The sequence below is a fragment of the Bartonella sp. OC68QHHN genome, assembly GCF_042193875.1.
Lineage (GTDB): Bacteria > Pseudomonadota > Alphaproteobacteria > Rhizobiales > Rhizobiaceae > Bartonella > Bartonella grahamii_A.
This window is the reverse complement of the sequence record NZ_JBHIME010000075.1, coordinates 1-19,576: the sequence shown is the minus strand read 5'-3', so window position 1 is coordinate 19,576 and position 19,576 is coordinate 1. Positions and strand designations below refer to the sequence as shown.

Annotated in this window: 19 protein-coding genes and 2 tRNA genes; 8 read left to right on the top strand and 13 right to left on the bottom strand. The window is 36.7% G+C overall.

Annotated features, from left to right (window positions below; genetic code table 11):
- Positions 1-161: 161 nt before the first annotated feature.
- From ACFIJ0_RS07820 to rpe, 10 genes are all read right to left on the bottom strand, one after another.
- Positions 162-1,418, bottom strand: coding sequence for a multidrug effflux MFS transporter (locus ACFIJ0_RS07820; protein WP_375623956.1), 1,257 nt, complete (start codon positions 1,416-1,418; stop codon positions 162-164).
- A 71-nt stretch (positions 1,419-1,489) separates the two neighbouring features.
- The gene (grxD, locus tag ACFIJ0_RS07815) at positions 1,490-1,822 is read right to left on the bottom strand and encodes a Grx4 family monothiol glutaredoxin (RefSeq protein ID WP_375623954.1); all 333 of its coding nucleotides are present in this window, start codon (positions 1,820-1,822) and stop codon (positions 1,490-1,492) included.
- 98 nt (positions 1,823-1,920) lie between these two features.
- Positions 1,921-2,154 (bottom strand): BolA/IbaG family iron-sulfur metabolism protein, encoded by a 234-nt coding sequence (locus ACFIJ0_RS07810; protein ID WP_005773427.1) that lies wholly within the window; start codon positions 2,152-2,154, stop codon positions 1,921-1,923.
- Between the two features lie 60 nt (positions 2,155-2,214).
- Complete coding sequence (purL, locus tag ACFIJ0_RS07805; RefSeq protein ID WP_375623952.1) at positions 2,215-4,425, bottom strand: phosphoribosylformylglycinamidine synthase subunit PurL; 2,211 nt, start codon at positions 4,423-4,425, stop codon at positions 2,215-2,217.
- 291 nt (positions 4,426-4,716) lie between these two features.
- A complete protein-coding gene (purQ, locus tag ACFIJ0_RS07800) occupies positions 4,717-5,388 on the bottom strand; it encodes a phosphoribosylformylglycinamidine synthase subunit PurQ (RefSeq protein WP_375623951.1) in 672 nt (223 codons plus the stop codon).
- Positions 5,389-5,399: 11 nt separating this feature from the next.
- A complete protein-coding gene (gene purS, locus ACFIJ0_RS07795) occupies positions 5,400-5,639 on the bottom strand; it encodes a phosphoribosylformylglycinamidine synthase subunit PurS (protein WP_375623949.1) in 240 nt (79 codons plus the stop codon).
- 82 nt (positions 5,640-5,721) lie between these two features.
- Positions 5,722-6,486 (bottom strand): phosphoribosylaminoimidazolesuccinocarboxamide synthase, encoded by a 765-nt coding sequence (purC, locus tag ACFIJ0_RS07790; RefSeq protein ID WP_375624102.1) that lies wholly within the window; start codon positions 6,484-6,486, stop codon positions 5,722-5,724.
- A gap of 173 nt (positions 6,487-6,659) precedes the next feature.
- Complete coding sequence (locus ACFIJ0_RS07785) at positions 6,660-7,208, bottom strand: RBBP9/YdeN family alpha/beta hydrolase (RefSeq protein WP_375623947.1); 549 nt, start codon at positions 7,206-7,208, stop codon at positions 6,660-6,662.
- 67 nt (positions 7,209-7,275) lie between these two features.
- Complete coding sequence (gene purB, locus ACFIJ0_RS07780) at positions 7,276-8,583, bottom strand: adenylosuccinate lyase (RefSeq protein WP_375624100.1); 1,308 nt, start codon at positions 8,581-8,583, stop codon at positions 7,276-7,278.
- A gap of 11 nt (positions 8,584-8,594) precedes the next feature.
- A complete protein-coding gene (gene rpe / locus ACFIJ0_RS07775) occupies positions 8,595-9,269 on the bottom strand; it encodes a ribulose-phosphate 3-epimerase (protein ID WP_375623945.1) in 675 nt (224 codons plus the stop codon).
- Between the two features lie 145 nt (positions 9,270-9,414).
- Here rpe and ACFIJ0_RS07770 point away from each other — a divergent pair, with 145 nt between their 5' ends.
- Both ACFIJ0_RS07770 and dksA read left to right on the top strand, forming a co-directional pair.
- Positions 9,415-9,948, top strand: coding sequence for a flavin reductase (locus tag ACFIJ0_RS07770; protein ID WP_375623943.1), 534 nt, complete (start codon positions 9,415-9,417; stop codon positions 9,946-9,948).
- 319 nt (positions 9,949-10,267) lie between these two features.
- Positions 10,268-10,684 (top strand): RNA polymerase-binding protein DksA, encoded by a 417-nt coding sequence (gene dksA / locus ACFIJ0_RS07765; RefSeq protein ID WP_015856486.1) that lies wholly within the window; start codon positions 10,268-10,270, stop codon positions 10,682-10,684.
- Positions 10,685-10,735: 51 nt separating this feature from the next.
- Here the strand turns inward: dksA and ACFIJ0_RS07760 are convergent, their stop codons facing one another.
- A complete protein-coding gene (locus tag ACFIJ0_RS07760; protein WP_375644298.1) occupies positions 10,736-11,212 on the bottom strand; it encodes a hypothetical protein in 477 nt (158 codons plus the stop codon).
- 211 nt (positions 11,213-11,423) lie between these two features.
- Here ACFIJ0_RS07760 and ACFIJ0_RS07755 point away from each other — a divergent pair, with 211 nt between their 5' ends.
- On the top strand, positions 11,424-13,958 hold the full coding sequence (locus ACFIJ0_RS07755; protein WP_375644297.1) for a response regulator: 2,535 nt from the start codon (positions 11,424-11,426) through the stop codon (positions 13,956-13,958).
- A 285-nt stretch (positions 13,959-14,243) separates the two neighbouring features.
- Here ACFIJ0_RS07755 and purN read toward each other — a convergent pair whose 3' ends face one another.
- Together purN and purM are read right to left on the bottom strand one after the other, a co-directional pair.
- Positions 14,244-14,855, bottom strand: coding sequence for a phosphoribosylglycinamide formyltransferase (purN, locus tag ACFIJ0_RS07750; protein WP_375623937.1), 612 nt, complete (start codon positions 14,853-14,855; stop codon positions 14,244-14,246).
- Entirely contained in the window at positions 14,852-15,943 is a 1,092-nt protein-coding gene (gene purM, locus ACFIJ0_RS07745) for a phosphoribosylformylglycinamidine cyclo-ligase (RefSeq protein ID WP_375623935.1), read from the bottom strand. Before purM ends, purN begins: the two co-directional genes overlap by 4 nt.
- 158 nt (positions 15,944-16,101) lie before the next feature.
- Between purM and ACFIJ0_RS07740 the strand changes: the two genes are divergently transcribed.
- The 5 genes from ACFIJ0_RS07740 to ACFIJ0_RS07720 all read left to right on the top strand — a co-directional run bounded on the left by ACFIJ0_RS07740 (position 16,102) and on the right by ACFIJ0_RS07720 (position 19,301).
- Positions 16,102-17,313, top strand: coding sequence for an AI-2E family transporter (locus ACFIJ0_RS07740; RefSeq protein ID WP_375623933.1), 1,212 nt, complete (start codon positions 16,102-16,104; stop codon positions 17,311-17,313).
- On the top strand, positions 17,310-17,999 hold the full coding sequence (hdaA, locus tag ACFIJ0_RS07735) for a DnaA regulatory inactivator HdaA (RefSeq protein WP_375623931.1): 690 nt from the start codon (positions 17,310-17,312) through the stop codon (positions 17,997-17,999). Before ACFIJ0_RS07740 ends, hdaA begins: the two co-directional genes overlap by 4 nt.
- 714 nt (positions 18,000-18,713) lie before the next feature.
- Positions 18,714-18,790 (top strand) — tRNA-Pro (locus ACFIJ0_RS07730).
- An 89-nt stretch (positions 18,791-18,879) separates the two neighbouring features.
- Complete coding sequence (locus ACFIJ0_RS07725; RefSeq protein WP_273791168.1) at positions 18,880-19,185, top strand: ETC complex I subunit; 306 nt, start codon at positions 18,880-18,882, stop codon at positions 19,183-19,185.
- A 39-nt stretch (positions 19,186-19,224) separates the two neighbouring features.
- Positions 19,225-19,301, top strand: a tRNA-Arg gene (locus ACFIJ0_RS07720).
- The last annotated feature ends 275 nt before the right edge of the window (positions 19,302-19,576 follow it).

Genomic DNA, 19,576 nt, shown 5'->3' with positions numbered 1-19,576 from the left:
GTGCTGTCGTGGAATGATTTGATATTTTGAGAGCTGTACCTTTAAACAAAAAATGTAAATATTTAACACAAGAGTGTTCTATTTAGAGATATTTTATTTTGTCTGATAGGTTTATCTCCTTATTTTTCAAGAGAGATGTTATTAATCTTTCGTAGTAATACTTATTCGTTAGGATTACTATGATATTGCCTAAAAAGATGACCACGTTCAGCCCATAAGACGAGAAGTATGGCAGTGAGACTCAGAAAGAAAAATCCTGCTGAGTTTGGGATGGTTGTTTCATCAAATTGTTGGGCAATAAAAAAGCTAAGTCCTGCACCAATAGATGTTTGAAGAAAGCCGGATACAGAAGAAGCTGTTCCAGCAATTTCTCCTACAGATTCGAGAGCGAGTGTATTGAAATTGGCCATAATGCCACCGCAGGCAAACATCAGTATACAGAATAATAGCATGTAAAAAACAAAAGGAAGAATACCATCTGTTAAGATAGAGCCAATAAACCATACACATGAAGTGACACAAAAGAGCAAAAGCATAGTATGAGCAATACGCCGCATTCCAAGGCGTCCAACGAGTTGAGAGTTCATGAATGATGAGAAAGCCTGAAATGCAGCACCAACTGCAAAGGCAATAGGGAACCAAAGTCCTAGATTATAGATCCCTTCATACGTTTGTTGTGATGTATTAACAGCGGTAAAAATACAGCCTAAAATAATGGAAGTTGCTAGTGTATAGCAAAGTGTTGTGCGATTGGTTATTACAATCCATAAATTATGTTTGACTGAAGAAAAGGAAAGAGAGCGTTGAGCATAAAGAGTCTCAGGCAAGCGAAATTGAATCCAAATCATCAGCCCGAAACCAATCATTGCCATGAAAATAAAAATATATTGCCAATGTCCGAGCAGTAAAATGATCTGTCCTGTTGCGGGACCAATCATTGGTGCAACAAGAAAAACCATCATAACAATAGACATAACTTCTGCCATTTTTCGACCACTGTAAAGATCACGTACAACGGAAACTGTAAGAACCCGCATAGCAGCCCCTCCAATACCTTGCAAGATACGCAAAATAAGTAAGAGAGAAAAATCAGTTACAAAGGCACAGCCAATCGCCGTAAATGAATAAAAAGCAAGTCCGAGAAGAATAAGTTTACGTCGTCCATACCTATCGCTTATTGGACCGAAAAATATTTGAGCAATACCATAGCTAATAAGATAACTCGAAATGATATAATGTTGATCATTTTCATTGAGAACATTTAAGCCGTCTAAAATATTAGGCATAGCTGGCAGCATAATATCAACAGCTATAGCGTTAATAGCCATAAGCGAAGCAATAAGAATAACAAATTCTTTATAGCCAATTTTATTCTTAATCGCATCATTATGCGTTTGTTCATCGACTGAATATGACATATGGCATCCTTGAAATAAAAATTTCGTCTGAAAACAGCTCTTTTAAAGAGTCTGAATAAAATGAAAGATACCTATGATTGATTACAGGGAATATTTTTCTCTTTCAAAAGTTCCTGTAACTCATTGTTTTGAAACATCTCTTTAACAATATCACAGCCTCCGATAAATTCACCTTTGATATAAAGTTGTGGAATTGTTGGCCAATTTGAGTAATCTTTAATCCCTTGGCGCAATTCGTTAGAGGTTAAGATATTAATTCCTTTATAATTCAATCCTAAATAGTCAAGGATTTGAACAACTTGTCCTGAAAACCCGCATTGCGGAGTGTCAGGTGTTCCTTTCATGAATAAAATGACGTCGTTTGTTTTAATCTCGTTGTCAATAAAATCATGAACAGTGGTCATTTTTACCCCTCGATATTTCAGATTTTTATAAGTGTGCAATTTATATTCATACTGTTTTTAAACGTATTAAATGAGTGAATGCAAGAAGAAATTTTAGATTATTTTGGGATATTTGTTTGCAACATTAAGGCGTGAAGGTCATTTCCCATATTGCCTTTAAGGGCATCATAGACCATTTTATGTTGTTGAACACGGGTTTTACCACGAAAACTTTCAGAAATAACTTCTGCAGCATAATGTTCCCCATCTCCAGCAAGATCACGAATTGTTACAGTAGCATCAGGAATGCCTTCACGAATAAGTGTTTCAATTGCATGGGCACTCATTGCCATCATTATTCTCCTATGTTATTCATTTTTTTATAAAGGCTGTTTAAGAGAAAAAAACAATTTTTACTCTTCACCCATAAATTGCGGAAACCAGTTTTCATAAGCTTTTGTGAGTTTGTCTACTGAAAGTGTTAATACCCCATCTATATTGAGAGAAGTTCCCTCAACTTGACCTAGCTCTGTTAAAGAAACTGTATTAATTTGTGCACGCTCTTTAAGACTATTGAGAGAGTGAGGTTTGACGGCTAAAAGATAACGTCCTTGGTCTTCTCCAAAAAGTTCTGCATGATGGGGTGATTTATTGCTTAACGTTACTTTGATTCCTTTACCTGCTTTAATCACCATTTCGGCAAGTGCTATCGCTAATCCTCCGTCAGAAATGTCATGAGCAGCATGAATAAAACCGCTATTAATGGCATCTCGAACAAATTGACCATGCTTTTTTTCAAGTTGTAAATCTACAGGGGGGGGGGCACCTGCGTCAATATTTAAAATGTTACGTGCATAGATTGATTGTCCTAAATGAGAACCGCAATTTCCTACTAAAACAAGAATATCTCCATTTTGCATACCACTTATTGTTACCATTTTAGACCAATCATTAAGAAGTCCTACACCAGCAATTGTGGGGGTTGGAAGAATGGCTTCCCCATTTGTTTCGTTGTAAAGAGAAACATTGCCTGAAACGATAGGAAAATCGAGGACTCTACAAGCTTCTCCTATACCTTTAATAGTCAAAACCAGCTGTCCCATAATTTCAGGTTTTTCAGGGTTACCAAAATTGAGATTATCTGTAGCAGCCAGTGGTGTTGCACCTGTCGTACTAATATTTCGCCAGCATTCTGCGACAGCTTGTTTTCCTCCTTCATAAGGGTCTGCTTCACAATAGCGAGGTGTTACATCAGAAGAAAAAGCAAGAGCACGTTTGCTGTTGTTTCCTACACGGATAACGCCTGCATCACCTCCTGGACAAACAAGGCTATTTCCTTGGATAAGGGTATCATATTGTTCATAAACCCATCGCCGTGAACTTTGATCAGCAGAATTCAATAAGGACAGAAGCGCATCACCAAAATTTTCAACTTTTTTGACGTCTTCTGTTTTCAAGGGTATTTTTTTTGCTGGTGCACTCCAAGGACGATCATAAACAGGCGCTTCATCACCAAGCTCTTTGATGGGAAGATTGACAACTTCTTCCCCGTGATGAAATACACGAAAACGTAAATCGTCGGTTGTTTTTCCAATGATAGAAAAATGTAGCCCCCACTTATGAAAAATTGCTTCTGCTTGCTTTTCTAGTTCTGGTTTAAGGACCATGAGCATACGCTCCTGACTTTCAGAAAGCATCATTTCATAGGCTGTCATGTTTTCTTCTCGAACAGGAACTGTATCGAGATTAAGCTGTATCCCTAAATTTCCTTTTGCACCCATTTCAACGGCAGAAGAGGTGAGTCCTGCTGCCCCCATATCTTGAATAGAAACCACGGCTCCAAGTTCCATGAGCTCTAAACATGCTTCAAGGAGACATTTTTCTGTAAAAGGATCACCTACTTGAACAGTTGGGCGTTTTTCACTGATTGAATCATCAAATTCAGCAGAAGCCATTGTTGCTCCACCGACACCATCACGTCCTGTTTTTGCACCAAGATAAACAACAGGGAGTCCAATACCTTGCGCTTTAGAATAAAAAAGGGTGTCTGTCTTTGTAATACCGGCGACAAAAGCGTTAACAAGGATATTGCCATTATAACGCTTGTCAAAATTTACTTCTCCACCAACAGTTGGAACGCCAAAAGCATTGCTGTAACCACCAATTCCAGAAACAACACCAGAAACAAGATGGCGTGTTCGTGGGTGATCAGGAGCACCAAATCGCAATGCATTCATAGCAGCAACAGGACGGGCTCCCATTGTAAAGACATCACGTAAAATACCACCAACACCTGTCGCTGCACCTTGATAAGGTTCAATATAAGAAGGGTGGTTATGGCTTTCCATTTTGAAAACAACACATTGCCCTTCGCCAATATCGACAACACCAGCATTTTCACCAGGTCCTTGGATGACATATTTTCCTTCTGTCGGAAGAGTCTTTAACCATTTTTTAGATGATTTATAGGAACAATGTTCGTTCCACATTGCAGAAAAAATTCCTAGTTCAGTAAATGTTGGTTCTCTACCGATTAACGTCAGGATACGTTGATATTCATCCTCTTTTAGCCCGTGTTGTGCAATGAGCTCTGGTGTAATAGTGATGTTATTGCAAGGCTTCATGAGTATTTATCCGTTAAATTAATCAAAATTTAGCATTTTTATTTTTTTAATCTAGCAGCTTATATTATAAGCAATAATGTTGTTTAATAATAAAAATATTTATATACAGTAAGCTGAAGATTTTTTCATTTTTTTGGTGGGATTTAAGATTAAAAATGGTCTTAATAATTATGTTTTTAGAAAATAATATCCATTGTTGTTTATGAAGAGCTTTGTTCATAGATTTACGATGTAAGGAATGGTATAGGTCCTTCTTTTTTACAATCATGGAGTGCCAGTATTTTTGCAGCATCATCCATTTACTAACTCTAAAGTACTTTGAAAAAGTAAACGACCGTCAATACCTCCGTGGGCGGGTTCAATAAAGTTTTCAGGGTGAGGCATCATACCAAGAATATTACCAGTTTTATTAACAATACCAGCAATATCGTTCATTGATCCGTTCGGGTTTGTATTTTCTGCATAGCGAAAAACAATTTGTTCATTGTCTTCCAATTGCTTTAATGTTTCACTATCAACAAAATAATTTCCATCGTGATGGGCAACAGGACAACGAATAATTTGTCCTTTAGAATAATATCGAGAAAATTTCGTCTTGGCGTTAACGACTTCAAGTTTTATTTCACGACAAACAAATTTTAAAGAGGCGTTACGCATTAAAGTCCCAGGTAATAATCCTGCTTCCAACAAAATTTGAAATCCATTACAGATACCTATTATTGTAGTACCTTCTTGTGCTTTTTCACGAATGGCTTTTAAGACGGGAGTTCGCGCTCCAATAGCACCACATCTTAAGTAGTCGCCATAGGAAAAACCACCAGGAATAATAATAACATCTACATCTGGAATTGTTGTTTCTGTTTGCCAAATTTTTAGTGGCTTAACTCCCGTTATATGGTGTAATGCTGCAACCATATCTCGATCACGATTTAATCCAGGAAGTTGAATGATGGCAGTTTTCATGAGCGTTCCACTTAAAAAAGTTCGATTGTATAATTTTCAATGACAGTATTTGCGAGTAACTCTTCACACATTTGTTCAAGTTTTTTCTTTGCGGTTTCAGAAGGTAGATCATCAAGAACAATATCAAAAACCTTTCCTTGACGAATCGATTGAATGCCTTCGAAAGCTAAACTTTTTAAAGCACCGACAATTGCTTCTCCTTGTGGATCAAGAACGCTTTCTCTTAAAGTAACTGTAATGCGTGCTTTCATTTTTTTGCTTTCTGCTTGTTAAAAGAACCTCTCCTTTGAAGAGGGGATATTTATATAAGGTGATGTTTTTTTTACCTTGTTTTTACTTTACGAGAACGGGACCACTTGGTCGTGTTGGTTCGTTTTCATTCATAATACCAAGACGTTTGGCAACTTCTTGATAGGCATTAATAAGCCCACCCATATCACGACGAAAACGGTCTTTATCCATTTTTTCTTGTGTTTGCATATCCCATAGTCGTGCAGAATCAGGTGAGATTTCATCAGCAAGAACAATGCGCATTGTTTCATCTTCCCACAGGCGACCAAATTCCATTTTAAAATCAATTAACTGGATGTTAACACCGGCAAAAAGCCCAGAAAGAAAATCATTAATACGAATTGAAAGTTGCATGATATCTTCTATCTCTTGTGGGACAGCCCACCCAAAAGCTGTGATATGTTCTTCCGTTACCATAGGATCATCGAGAGAATCATTTTTATAGTAGAACTCAATGATGGATTGCGGAAGCGGGGTTCCTTCTTCCAGTCCTAAACGTTTAGCAAGAGAGCCGGCAGCAACATTGCGAACTACAACTTCCAACGGAATGATTTCCACTGCTTTAATAAGCTGTTCACGCATGTTTAGACGTTTGATAAAATGTGTTGGGATGCCCAAACGTCCAAGATGGCTAAAGATATGTTCCGAAATTCGGTTGTTTAAAACCCCTTTTCCGTCGATAATTTCATGTTTTTTTGCATTAAAGGCAGTTGCATCATCTTTAAAAAATTGAATATAAGTTCCTGGTTCAGGTCCTTCGTATAAAATTTTAGCCTTGCCTTCATAAATACGGTGGCGACGATTCATCATGATTCTCTATTTATCTTGAGAGGTTTTTAATAACATTGATAAATGATACTATCCTAATTGATAGAATTTCTCAACGATATTGCTATGATACTTTTATAATTTTTATCATTACACGTCTACACAAAGGTAAAGATACATAAGCGATGAGAAAGAAGATTACCTCTTTTGGATCAAATTTTTGCAAGAAAGTGAGAGAGGACCATAAGCCCTTCAGGCCAAGGTCCGTGTCCGGATTCTGTGTTAATATGGCCAGAATACCCAGCATCAACAAAGAGTGATCCCCAATCATTGGCAATTTTTTCTGCTACTGAAAATTGACAAAACTCATCGTTGCGACTGGCTATGACAATAGAAGGAAAAGGCAGCTTTTGGCGATGATAGGGGCCAAATGTCATTAAATGTTTGGGACGTATTTTCTCATTGGAAACATCTGGAGGTGCAACAAAGAAAGCGCCACAGATTTTTTCTGTATTTTGTACAGTTGCATGAATAGCGCTGGGAACTCCTAATGAATGAGCAATAAGCATAACAGGCCTTTGAGCTTTTGCGATGGCGGTTTTAACTTTGTTAACCCACTCTTCACAAACAGGCTTTGACCAATGGAGTTGTTCAATGCGGCGGGCTGTCGACAATTTTTTTTCCCAGCGTGTTTGCCAGTGATCTGGACCAGATCCTTTGTAGCCAGGAACAATAAGAATATCGAGTTGATTTGCTTTCATGAATTGTTTTCTTTGTTACAGCAGTTTTTGATCATAGGTGGAATAGACTTGGGTTTTCTATGTCGCTTTATTGTTCTTCAAAAACACGTTTAAAAATCGTATTGATATGTTTGGTATGGTAAGAAAGATCAAATTTTTCGCGAAGTTCTTCTTCACTTAAAGCTTTAGTAACATCTTTGTCATTGAGGAGTTCTTCTAAAAAATCTTTTCCTTGTTCCCAAACTTTCATCGCATTTCGTTGTACAATCCGATAAGAATCTTCACGGCTGATTCCTGCTTGCGTGAGTGCTAAAAGCACCCGTTGTGAGTGAACAAGACCGTGGAATTTATTGAGATTTTTTTGCATATTTTCTGGATAGACAATGAGATTTTCAATAACAGATGTGAGGCGAGAAAGAGCAAAATCAAGTGTAATAGTCGCATCTGGAGCAATATAACGCTCAACAGATGAATGGGAAATATCACGTTCATGCCAAAGTGCAACATTTTCCATAGCTGGGAGTGCAAATGCACGTACCATGCGGGCTAATCCAGTTAAATTTTCTGTTAAAACTGGATTACGTTTATGAGGCATCGCCGATGAACCTTTTTGCCCAGGTGAAAAATGTTCCTCTGCTTCAAGAACTTCTGTTCGTTGTAAATGGCGTATTTCTATTGCTAGCCTTTCAATAGAGGAAGCAATAACACCAAGTGTTGCAAAAAACATAGCATGACGATCTCTTGGTATTACTTGGGTGGAAACCGGTTCAGCACGCATTCCTAGGGCTTTTGCTACATGTTCTTCAACGCGTGGATCGATATTTGCAAAAGTTCCTACAGCTCCTGAAATCGCGCAAGTAGAAATTTCTTCTCGTGCTGCAAGAAGACGTTTGCGACAACGGGAAAATTCAGCGTATGCAAGAGCAAATTTGATTCCAAATGTTGTTGGTTCAGCATGAATGCCATGACTCCGCCCAATGGTGATTGTCTCTTTATGCTCAAAAGCACGTCTTTTTAATGCTTCAAGAAGTTGATCTATGTCCTCTAGCAAAATATCACTAGCACGCATCAATTGAATGTTCAGCGTTGTATCGAGAACATCAGATGATGTCATGCCTTGGTGGATAAAACGTGCTGCTGGTCCAATGAATTCAGCTAGGTGGGTCAGAAATGCGATAACATCATGTTTGGTAATTGCTTCAATTTCATCAATGCGATTGACATCAAATTTAGCAGCTGCCCCTTTTTCCCAAATGACTTTTGCGGCTTCTTTCGGAATAATTCCTAAGTGAGCAAGAGCATCACAGGCATGGGCTTCAATTTCAAACCAAATACGATATTTTGTTTCGGGAGACCAAATTGTTACCATTGCAGGGCGGGAATAACGTGCGATCATCATTTTTTTCCTTATTGTGAGAGGATTGCGGCTTGGCGCAATGCATTAATACGTGTTTTGTAAAGCTCTTTATTTCCGTTTTTATAAATTGCAGAGCCTGCGACAAATACATTTGCACCAGCTTTTGCAGCTATCCCAATTGTATCAACAGTGATACCACCATCAACTTCAAGATCAATAGGGCGGTTTGCAATCATGCTTTTAACGCGCTTAATTTTATCTTTTATTTCTGGAATAAAACTTTGTCCACCAAAACCGGGATTGACCGTCATGATGAGAATGAGATCTAATTGATCAAGCAAATATTCAAGTACATGTTCAGGGGTGCTTGGATTGAGAGCAATTCCTGCTTTTTTTCCCATTTTTTTGATTGTTTGTAATGAACGATGAAGATGTGGACTTGCTTCAGCATGAATGGTTATAGTATCTGAACCCGCTTTTGCAAAAGCCTCCAAATAAGGGTCTACTGGTGCGATCATAAGGTGGACATCAAATATTGCTTTGGTTAATGGGCGTAGAGCCTTGACGATTTCAGGACCAAAGGTGATGTTAGGAACAAAGTGCCCATCCATGATATCGAGATGAAGCCAATCTGCACCAGCATCAACAACATCTAACATTTCTTGTCCAAGTTTAGAAAAATCAGAAGCCAAGAGTGAAGGCGAAATGAGATGAGAATGGGGCATTAAAATCTCCTTGATTGGCTGTTTTTATCATATCACTGTGTATACACAAATATCTTTTGTGTTATGACGGAAAAGAAAAAATATGTATTACAGGTCTTTTTATGGAAAGATCGCTTGAAATTTTAAAGCTTTATAAGTGAAAGATATGTCGAATCATAAAACATATTTGATGCCTGAACTTCAACATAATATTGCGGTTTCTTCCCAAGAATATCGAGATGCCATGAGTCTTTTTGCAGGAGCTGTGCATATTGTGACAACAAATGGCATTAAGGGAAGACGCGGGGTGACTGTTTCGGCGTGTTGTTCTTTATCTGATAATCCTCCAACCCTTCTTGTTTGTCTCATGCGCCATAATTTAAAGAATCAGGTGTTTATGGAGAATGGAAATTTTTGTGTTAATAGCTTGGCAGGAAAACATCGTCCATTAGCGGATGTTTTTTCGAGGTGTTGCACTTCTACACAAAATGAGCGTTTTGATGTTGCTCAATGGGGAGCTTTGCAAACGGGGGCCCCTAGTCTTTCAGACGCTCTAGCGTCATTTGATTGTCGCTTGATTTGTTGGCACGAACACGCAACCCATTGTATTTTGATTGGTGAGGTTGTTGCTATCAACTGTAATAAAGAAAAAGACGCTTTGATGTATTTGAAACGTGAATATCACACTTTGCCTTTATAAAAATTTTATTTTTTTGCATTGATGAAATGAGTTATTATTGCTTCATTTAGATTTTAAATAATGAGAAAGTAGGGGAGGGATGGCTCTGATATCTGGATATCTGATAGATTTCCTTCTTTTTGAAGTTTCTCAATAAGCGAGAAAAATGATTCTGGATGAGATTTAATCAAGAATCTAACCTACATAAAAAAGTGCTTAAACCTAAACAGTGCATTTAGACATATTTGTAGATTGTTATGAAAAAACATTTTACTCTTGTGTTGATGGGTATTGCACAATATATAGACCGCACATAGCATATGTGGAGGTTTTTTATTGCATGAGCGAAGAGATTGATGGTCAATATCGCCCTAGTGAAGATGAGCCTTTTATGAATGAGCGGCAAAAGGCGTATTTTCGTGCTAAATTGGTTTCTTGGAAGAATGATATATTAAAAGAAGCTCGAGAGACTTTGGAAAATTTGCAGGAAGAGAATGTTGGTCAACCCGATTTGACTGATAGGGCTTCTTGTGAAACGGATCGTACAATCGAATTACGTGCTCGTGATCGTCAGAGGAAACTTATTTCAAAAATAGATGCTGCTTTAGAGCGCATTGATAATGGGACATATGGTTTTTGTGAAGAAACCGGCGAACCCATTAGTATAAAGCGTCTTGAGGCTCGGCCGATAGCCGTTTTGTCATTGGAAGCGCAAGAACGTCACGAACGACGTGAAAGAGTTTATCGCGATGATTAAGGTATTGAAATGATAAACAAACGAAATTCGTGGTGATAAAATTGTATATTTTTATTTTTTAGGGGTAGGAATGAATAAAGATGGTTCTTGCCGCCCCTCAATTTCAGCGGTGATTGCTGAATCTTTTACCGCTTGATTCGTAAAAGAAGAGGGATTTTTATCCGATATCCCGTTTTTTTCTGTAGGGGCGGGATTGGGATGTGTCTGTGTTTCTCTCTTTTGTATTTTGGATGTACTGGTAATATCGGATTCTACAACCACATCTGTTAATCCGCCAATAAGAAGCAAATATTCTTTATTATCGCAACGGACTAAAACAAGGCGGCGTGCTCGATCTATAGAAATTACTTCACATAATGCTAATCGTGATAGACTTTTTTCCCCATTAATGTTGAATCTTCTCGTACTTAAACGACGTAAAAACAAGATAATTATGGTAGTAGCCACGATTGTTATTATAAAAAACAAAAAGCTTATCGTTATTTTCGCAGCAGATGCACCTATTTGCTCTGATAACCAGATATACATAGATTTTCTCCCATTTTTGTGTGAAAATATCGTTTTTATCGAGATAAATTTATAAATACACCCCTAAAAGGTTCACTTAAATACAGGAAATAAACTTTTTAATATTAAGTGAGCTTTCTTAGAAAGATAATATCATAGTATATACTTTATAACAATGAATATAAAGGAAGTTTTGTGATATAAGAAACAGCTAAATCTAAGGCAATAAGAGATGGATAAAGGTTTTGATAATAATGAAAGATCAGCGTCTTCTGTTCATCGAAGAGTTGTGATTTTTAGTGTTGTTTTTATATTAGTTTTTCTTTTCATTGTGGGTATTTTAGGTTTTTTTTATCCGCAAAGCTATTTACAAAAGGCTACATTGATATCTTTTTTGATTCTAGCAATTATCGGCGTTGCAACACTTGTTTTGTGTGGAATGGGAATTTTAAGATACCATGTGTGGTTGCATGAAGATTTTGATTTTAGCATCTTTAATAGGAGCGATGATGCAATTGTAATCTCTGATCTTTCTGGTTTTGTTTATTATTCTAATCAAAACTATCGAAAAATTCTGACCTATAAGCCTGAAGTGTCTTGTTATATGGTTATTGCTGATCTTCCAGGAGCTGGTGCACTTTCATATCGCTTAAAGGTTGCAGCCTGTAATAATCTTGCAGCGCAAGAGGAATTAAGAGTAGAACAACCAATTTTTACCGATTCTACACCAAAAAAATCTGTTTGGTATAATATTTCCGTTCAACCTATCACAAAACAGAAAAAAAAGCTTTTATTTTGGCGTATTGCTGATATTTCGCATTTACAACAAACGCGAGAAGTTTTTTACTCAAACCTTCAAGAGGCTATCAATCACTTGGATCAAGCTCCTATTGGTTTTGTATCAGTTAATACACAAGGAACTATTCTTTATGCCAATGCGGTTTTTGCCGAATGGTTTTCAATTGATTTAGCGAATTTCTTAATTGGTCAATATAATTTTGATTCGTTATTCGATAGCGTTGGCGCTAAGAGCTCATGGAGTGATATCTGTTTGCAAACAAACAGATATCAAAGTTCAGGTTACTCTTTACCTTATAGGTTTTCGTTATGTTTAAATTCACAGACGACTTGTGAGAAAATATTCCATTGTCTTATATCTGTTTCTTCTCTCTTAGAAGAGGAAGCTATTTATCGTATTGTGATCATTCCACAACAAATACAAAAAGAAGAGGACGATCAATTAAAATTACCTAGTATATTAGCAGAATATTTTGATGCGAGTCCTTTTGCAATAGCCGTGGTGGATCATGAAGGGCAATTGGTTCATATGAATAAAGCTTTTTCATCACTCACGGGGTGTATGGACAAAGCTGTCAATTTTTATGATGTTATTTCTCATCGTGATTGTGTGCAGTTAGAGCGTTCTTTTCAGAGAATTGCAACAAATAAAAATTATTTTGTTTCTCTAGAAACTGTTTTAGAAAAAAATGAAGAATGCCATTTACGGCTCCATATTATGTCTGTATCGCCCTATCATGGTGATGCATTGCAAGATTTGCTTATTATCTCTGTGATTGAAACAACTGAACAAAAAACGCTTGAAGATAAAATGATGCAAAGTCAGAAGATGCAAGCTGTTGGACAATTGGCTGGCGGCATTGCTCATGATTTTAATAATGTTTTAACAGCAATTTTAATGTCGTGTGATCTTCTTTTAAATACACATCGTAGTTCTGATCCTGCTCATGCTGATCTGATCAATATTAAAAATAATGCTAATCGTGCAGCTGCTCTTGTACAGCAATTATTAGCTTTTTCTAGAAAGCAAACACTTCGACCTGAAGAAGTTGATTTTACTGAATTTTTATCAGATATTCGCAATCTTATTTTACCACTTTTGGGGAATAATATTCAGTTAAAAATTATTCATGGAAGAGATTTGTGGAGCGTTGAAGTTGATCAAGCATCTTTCCAGCGTGTTATTATGAATTTGGTTATTAATGCGCGTGATGCCATGTTAGATGGAGGTATTGTTACGATTGCGACAAACAATATTACAAAGCAACAAAGTGCTGAATTTAATCATCTTGGTTTAGCAATTGGTGAGTATGTGCAATTGACTATTTCAGATACAGGGGCTGGTATATCTTCTGCTATACAAGAAAAAATGTTTGAGCCATTTTTTACAACAAAAGAAGTTGGAAAAGGAACAGGACTTGGTTTATCAATGGTTTATGGAATTATCAAGCAGAGCGGTGGGTACATTTATTGTGAAAGTAAAGAAGGTGAAGGAGCAGCATTTCATATTTTTCTTCCCCGTTATATCCTCAATATAAAAGGAGAAATTTCTCAAAAGATTGAAAAAGATGAAGAGAAAGATAAAAATATAGACTTAACAGGATCTGCGACTGTTTTATTGGTTGAAGATGAAGATGCGGTCAGAATGGGGGGGGTAAGAGCTCTTCAAATGAGAGGATATACGGTTTTAGAGGCAGCGAGTGGGGTGGAAGCACTCTCTATTCTTGAGGAACAAAAAGGAGCTGTTGATATTATTGTTTCCGATGTAGTGATGCCAGAAATGGATGGTCCCACTTTATTGAAGGAAGTCCGTAAAAACTATCCTGATATAAAATTTCTTTTCGTTTCTGGATATGCAAAAGATGCTTTTGCTAAAAATCTTCCACAAAATGCTGTTTTTGGTTTTTTATCTAAACCTTTTACACTCAAACAGTTAGCTCTAACAGTTAAAGAAACACTTTTGTCATGAGACAAAAAATTTATACAATAGAAAAATTGCGTATTTTAAGATTTTTTAGGCGAAATACGAGAGTATTTTGATAGATAGAGCTTGTGATAATGTCATAGAACTGAATAAAGAAGAAGAATTTCGAAAATTAACTAAAATTCAAAAAAATCACACATTCTGCACAAAAATTTATGAAGAGATAGACTCTATTATGTCAACATTTCATAGAGATTTTCAATTATAGATACTCAGCACAAACTATGTGTAAAACATTAAAAAATGCTGATTAATAGATTGTTGATACACTCAAAAAGATAAAAGCTGTTGTTGCGTATCTACCATTTTCCTCTTCCCTTCAATAAATGCTTTTACGGCTTCGGGGTAGAGTTTGTGCTCTGCTTGAAGAACTCTTTGTGCTAAGCCCTCAGCAGTATCATGAGGATAGACTGGAACAGCTGCTTGGGCAAGGATTTTTCCTGCATCCATGTCTTCTGTAACAAGGTGAACAGTGCAACCCGTGATTTTTACGCCTGCTTGTAAAGCTTTTTCATGTGTGTTTAAGCCTTTAAATGAAGGCAAAAGAGAAGGATGAATGTTTAAAATTCGTCCTTCGTAAAGTTTTACAAAACGTGGTGAGATAAGGCGCATATACCCTGCAAAGCAGAGAAAATCCGGTTTATATTGATCTAAAATCGTAAAAATACTTTCTTCATGCTCTTCTTTTGTTTTGTAAATTTTGCGATCAACAATATGAATAGGTAAGTTATGGTTTTGCGCCTTTTCAATACCGTTTGCACGCGGATTATCGCAAATAACTGCGACGATTTCAGCAGGATATTCCTTTTGTTGACTAGCTTGAGCAAGGGCGACCATATTGGATCCATTACCAGAAATGAAAACGACGATTTGTTTTTTCATAAATGCAGTACCCCTTTATAAATTACTCCTTTATTTTGATCTTGGCGTTTTGTTAAAATGCCAAGGGGAGTTACAGTCTCTCCTTTTCTTTCAAGAGCTTGCGTGATTTTTTCAGCTGCATGCTGTGCTACGATAATGATCATGCCAATACCACAATTAAATGTTCTTAACATTTCTGTTTCTTTTATTTTACCTTGTTTGGCAATCCATGAAAATACTGCTGGAACATTGATGGTAGAAAGATTAATTTCAGCGCAGAGAGAAGATGGAACGACACGTGGAATATTTTCAGGAAAGCCTCCACCCGTAATATGAGCAAGAGCTTTAATCCCTTCGTATTTTCGCATGAGGGGAAGAAGCGATTTTACATAAATGCGTGTTGGTGTAAGAAGTGCTATACCAAGGCTGTTTTTGGGGGCAAAAGGGGCAGGGTCATTCCATTTGAGATAATTTTGCTGGATGATTCGTCGAACAAGCGAAAAGCCATTGGAATGAATTCCAGAGGCGCTTAAACCTAATATAATATCACCTTCTGTCAAATCTTTTGAAGGGAGTAGCTTGCTGCGTTCGCATGCTCCTACAGCAAAACCGGCTAGATCATAATCTCCCTCTGCATACATTCCTGGCATTTCTGCAGTTTCTCCTCCAATAAGAGCAGCACCGGCTTGTTTACATCCTTCAGCAATACCAGAAACAATTACAGCACCTTGTTCAGGATCAAGCTTTCCAGTTGCAAAATAATCCAGAAAAAAGAGAGGTTCAGCCCCTTGTACGAGTAAATCATTGACACACATAGCTACAAGATCAATACCTACAGTGTTATGGTGACCTACTTCAATGGCAATTTTTAATTTTGTTCCCACACCATCATTGGCTGCTACTAGGATAGGATCCATAAAACCAGCTGCTTTTAAATCAAAAAGTCCACCAAAACCGCCAATTTCTGCATCTGCTCCGGCTCGTTTTGTCGCGCGTATAAAGGGTTTAATTTTTTCTACCATGGCATTACCCATATCGATGTTTACACCGGCTTTTGCGTAGGTAAGACTAGCTTTGGATTTATTATTTGTAAGATCTTGATTGCTCATTGGAGCCTTCCTTTAGTGGAAAATCAGGTTTTGATATTATGCAATGCCATGATAGAGTTCTCTCTGCAAGAGATATTGATAAGAAAATAAGCAACTTTACTTGTACCTTATTTTGAAGATGATTATAATTTTTTGTGAAGAATTTTTTAGGATATTTTATGAGCAAGATATCAGATAATCACGGACAGTCTTCTTGGCAACTTATGAGAAAGAAAGTGAGTGAGAATACATCTCGTGATCGTTATAAGACTTATGTGCCAGCGTATACTCAATTACCGTTGCCGAATAATATGAAAAGGCAAATCTTTTTTTGGCTTGGTACACTGATTTTTTTCATTCTTTTTATGTTTGTTTTTGGATCGATTTTGCTTCCTTTTGTGGCAGGGATTGTGTTGGCTTATTTTCTCAATCCCATTGTTCAATTACTTGAAAAATTTGGTATTCGTCGTGTGTTTGGGACTGTCCTCATTACCTTATTTATTGTTATTACCTTCGTTGCTGCTTTAGTTATTTTGATTCCTGTTATTAGTTGGCAAATACAGCAATTTATGAGTGATGGTTTACCTGTTTATATTAATCGTATTCAAACCTTTTTTGTTGAGCATGATTTTGATTGGATAAGGCGCTATTTTGGAAGTGATCCAAATGAATTACGGAATAATATTAAAGGATTTTTGGGAGAAGGTTCGGATTTTATTACGTCTCTTTTGAATTCACTTTTAAAGTCAGGAAAATCTATCGTTAATATCGTTAGCCTATTTGTTGTGGCACCTGTGGTGGCATTTTATATGTTATTAGATTGGCCACGTATGGTAACAGCAATCGATTCGTTAATACCACGTGATCATCTTGAAACCGTTCGTAGTATTTTTCATGAAATGGATAGAGCTATTGCAGGCTTTGTTCGTGGACAAGGAACAGTTTGTCTCATATTGGGAGGCTATTATGCTATTGGTTTAACGATTGCAGGACTCAATTTTGGTCTTTTGATTGGTATGTTTATTGGTCTTATTAGCTTTGTTCCTTATATTGGCACAATGAGTGGTTTGGTTCTTTCTGTTGGTATTGCATGGGTCCAGTTTTATCCCAATAATTGGGGGGGGATCATCGTTGTGATGACACTTTTTTTAATTGGTCAGTTTATTGAAGGTTATATTCTTCAGCCCAAGCTTGTAGGTTCATCAGTAGGATTACATCCCGTATGGTTGATGTTTTCGCTTTTCGCTTTTTCTTCACTCTTTGGTTTTACTGGTATGCTTGTTGCTGTTCCTGCAGCAGCGGCTGTTGGTGTTTTAGTTCGTTTTGCTCTTCATACTTATCTTAGTTCTCAGATGTATTCGCGAAGGGAAAATTCGGAGTCGCTAAAATGAATGGGTGTGAAACGCAATTATCTTTAAGTTTTCCTTATGATCCGATTTTTCAATTTGAGGATTTAGTGGTAACGGAAAGTAATCGTATGGCTTTTCAGCTTATTGATCACTGGCCCAATTGGAGCTTACCTATTGCAGTTTTGGTTGGAAAAAAAGGATCTGGAAAAACGCACTTTTCTAATATATGGCTCCAAAAAGCAGATGCTTTCAGGATTCAGCACAATGAAATTGATCAGGCTGTTACTATGGCTTCTTTAGGTAGATCATTTTTAATAGAGGATATTGATGCAGGTGAAATTAATGAGACAGAACTTTTTCATTTAATTAACAGTATTAAGCAAGCAAATCTTGATGCACGACAAGCTACTTTATTGATGACGGCACGAACACTTCCTTCCGCTTGGAATTTAAAGTTAAATGATCTAAAAAGTCGTCTTAATTCGGTGATGTTCGTTGAAATTAATCAGCCGGATGATACATTGTTAACAGCTGTTGCATTTAAGCTTTTTTCCGATAGGCAACTTATTGTACATCCAGATACGGTTTATTATCTTGTAAGTCGTTGTGAACGTTCTTTATTTTCATTGAAGCGTGTTATTGATTCTGTGGATCAGCTGGCATTACAAAGAAAAAGAAAAATAACACGTGCTGTTATTGCTGAAGTTTTGAATAGAAGAAATCCGTAAACACTCCTTATCATGGCTTACTTATTTTTTCCTTCTATTATCGTTTCAATATGTGGAAAGACAAGTCATTTAAATTTTCTTCTTTTTTGATATCTGTTAAGAGTGAAAAAATAGCATTTTTTACTTTTTTCATGTGTTTATTTTAAATAGCTTTGAGATTTTATTGTATGATGTTGAATTCTTTCCATATTCGCGTTTGAAAATGTTTCTAAAAAGAGCGCTTTGTTTTATTTATAATAAAACTTTTGTGCTTTGAAAAAATATTTTTTGTTTATGGGTTTGGATTGTAGAAGATTCTAGAATTTTTAATAAAAGGGTCCTTTGGAAGATAGAAAAAGAGGGGAAAAAAGCTTAATACAGCTGAATTTTTTGGCTTATGTTTTCTTTAGGAAAGTTTTTCTATGATATTTAAGTCGTTTTTTTTCTAAAATTGTATCTGTAGAATGCGTTTTGATACAGTGAGAGCTTGCTTAAAGTAGAATAAAAACTATGAAATCCTTATAGAGAAATTCATTGTTTTTTTAATATAGATTGGATTTTTTTAGGGGGATTATTTTCTATTATTTGTCAATAAATCTGTTATTGAGTAGGGGAAAAAATTTAAAAATGTGCTTTTTTGTAAAGAAATGCAACAAAATTAAAAAAAAGTGTGTTTTTCTCTTGCACTTCTGTTGTGAAAATTTTAGGAAATGTGCATCAAGTAAATGTAAATGGCGGAGCGTAGCGCAGCCTGGTAGCGCACCTGATTTGGGATCAGGGGGTCGTAGGTTCGAATCCTATCGCTCCGACCATATTTGATTGAGTGTGTGAGAATGACCCAATTGGATACGTGTGGTGAGAAACTATCATTCAAGCGTTGTGTAATCTGAAGGAAAAAGGCATGATCGCACGTATTTATAGTCCTGCTAAGACAGCTATGCAATCAGGTAAGGGGAATACAGGTTTTTGGATTCTAGAATATGAGCCGGTGAAAGCAAAAATGCTTGAACCTCTTATGGGGTATACGGCAACATCTGATATGAACAATCAGGTAAGGATCCGATTTAATAGGAAGGAAGAGGCGATTGCTTTTGCGCGTAAGAATGCTATCTCTTACCGTGTAGAAAAGAAACATACGTCGATTCGACGTGCTATTTCTTATTCTGATAATTTTCGCAGTGATCGGCAGCATTCTTGGACACATTGAATTCAAGATGCTATTTTGAATTGAGAAAATAATCAGTTGGGTCCCGTAGCTCAGCTGGATAGAGCAACGGCCTTCTAAGCCGTGGGTCACAGGTTCGAATCCTGTCGGGATCACCATCCAATTTTTATTCATGTATAATATATTGATTCCTTGTAATCTTTTTTAAGGTTCGTGAACATTAACAAAAGTTCGGGAATAGGATTTTCCAACATACCGTTACAAAGCTCATCTGTTTCTTCCAGCATTCTCTAATAATTTTTTGAATTCTTTGAGAACCACTGTTTTAAATGTGCAAAAACATTTTCTATCACCTCCATGAGACGAGCAAAATTGATAATCCATTTTCTAAAGAATTTCGCGCGTCTCAGAGTATGTTTAGAGTCGGATATTT

Coding starts and splice junctions, on each gene's coding strand:
- ACFIJ0_RS07820 (WP_375623956.1), bottom strand. CDS start 1,418: ATGTCATATTCAGTCGATGAACAAACGCATAATGATGCGATTAAGAAT.
- grxD (WP_375623954.1), bottom strand. CDS start 1,822: ATGACCACTGTTCATGATTTTATTGACAACGAGATTAAAACAAACGAC.
- ACFIJ0_RS07810 (WP_005773427.1), bottom strand. CDS start 2,154: ATGGCAATGAGTGCCCATGCAATTGAAACACTTATTCGTGAAGGCATT.
- purL (WP_375623952.1), bottom strand. CDS start 4,425: ATGAAGCCTTGCAATAACATCACTATTACACCAGAGCTCATTGCACAA.
- purQ (WP_375623951.1), bottom strand. CDS start 5,388: ATGAAAACTGCCATCATTCAACTTCCTGGATTAAATCGTGATCGAGAT.
- purS (WP_375623949.1), bottom strand. CDS start 5,639: ATGAAAGCACGCATTACAGTTACTTTAAGAGAAAGCGTTCTTGATCCA.
- purC (WP_375624102.1), bottom strand. CDS start 6,486: ATGAATCGTCGCCACCGTATTTATGAAGGCAAGGCTAAAATTTTATAC.
- ACFIJ0_RS07785 (WP_375623947.1), bottom strand. CDS start 7,208: ATGAAAGCAAATCAACTCGATATTCTTATTGTTCCTGGCTACAAAGGA.
- purB (WP_375624100.1), bottom strand. CDS start 8,583: ATGATCGCACGTTATTCCCGCCCTGCAATGGTAACAATTTGGTCTCCC.
- rpe (WP_375623945.1), bottom strand. CDS start 9,269: ATGCCCCATTCTCATCTCATTTCGCCTTCACTCTTGGCTTCTGATTTT.
- ACFIJ0_RS07770 (WP_375623943.1), top strand. CDS start 9,415: ATGTCGAATCATAAAACATATTTGATGCCTGAACTTCAACATAATATT.
- dksA (WP_015856486.1), top strand. CDS start 10,268: ATGAGCGAAGAGATTGATGGTCAATATCGCCCTAGTGAAGATGAGCCT.
- ACFIJ0_RS07760 (WP_375644298.1), bottom strand. CDS start 11,212: ATGTATATCTGGTTATCAGAGCAAATAGGTGCATCTGCTGCGAAAATA.
- ACFIJ0_RS07755 (WP_375644297.1), top strand. CDS start 11,424: ATGGATAAAGGTTTTGATAATAATGAAAGATCAGCGTCTTCTGTTCAT.
- purN (WP_375623937.1), bottom strand. CDS start 14,855: ATGAAAAAACAAATCGTCGTTTTCATTTCTGGTAATGGATCCAATATG.
- purM (WP_375623935.1), bottom strand. CDS start 15,943: ATGAGCAATCAAGATCTTACAAATAATAAATCCAAAGCTAGTCTTACC.
- ACFIJ0_RS07740 (WP_375623933.1), top strand. CDS start 16,102: ATGAGCAAGATATCAGATAATCACGGACAGTCTTCTTGGCAACTTATG.
- hdaA (WP_375623931.1), top strand. CDS start 17,310: ATGAATGGGTGTGAAACGCAATTATCTTTAAGTTTTCCTTATGATCCG.
- ACFIJ0_RS07725 (WP_273791168.1), top strand. CDS start 18,880: ATGATCGCACGTATTTATAGTCCTGCTAAGACAGCTATGCAATCAGGT.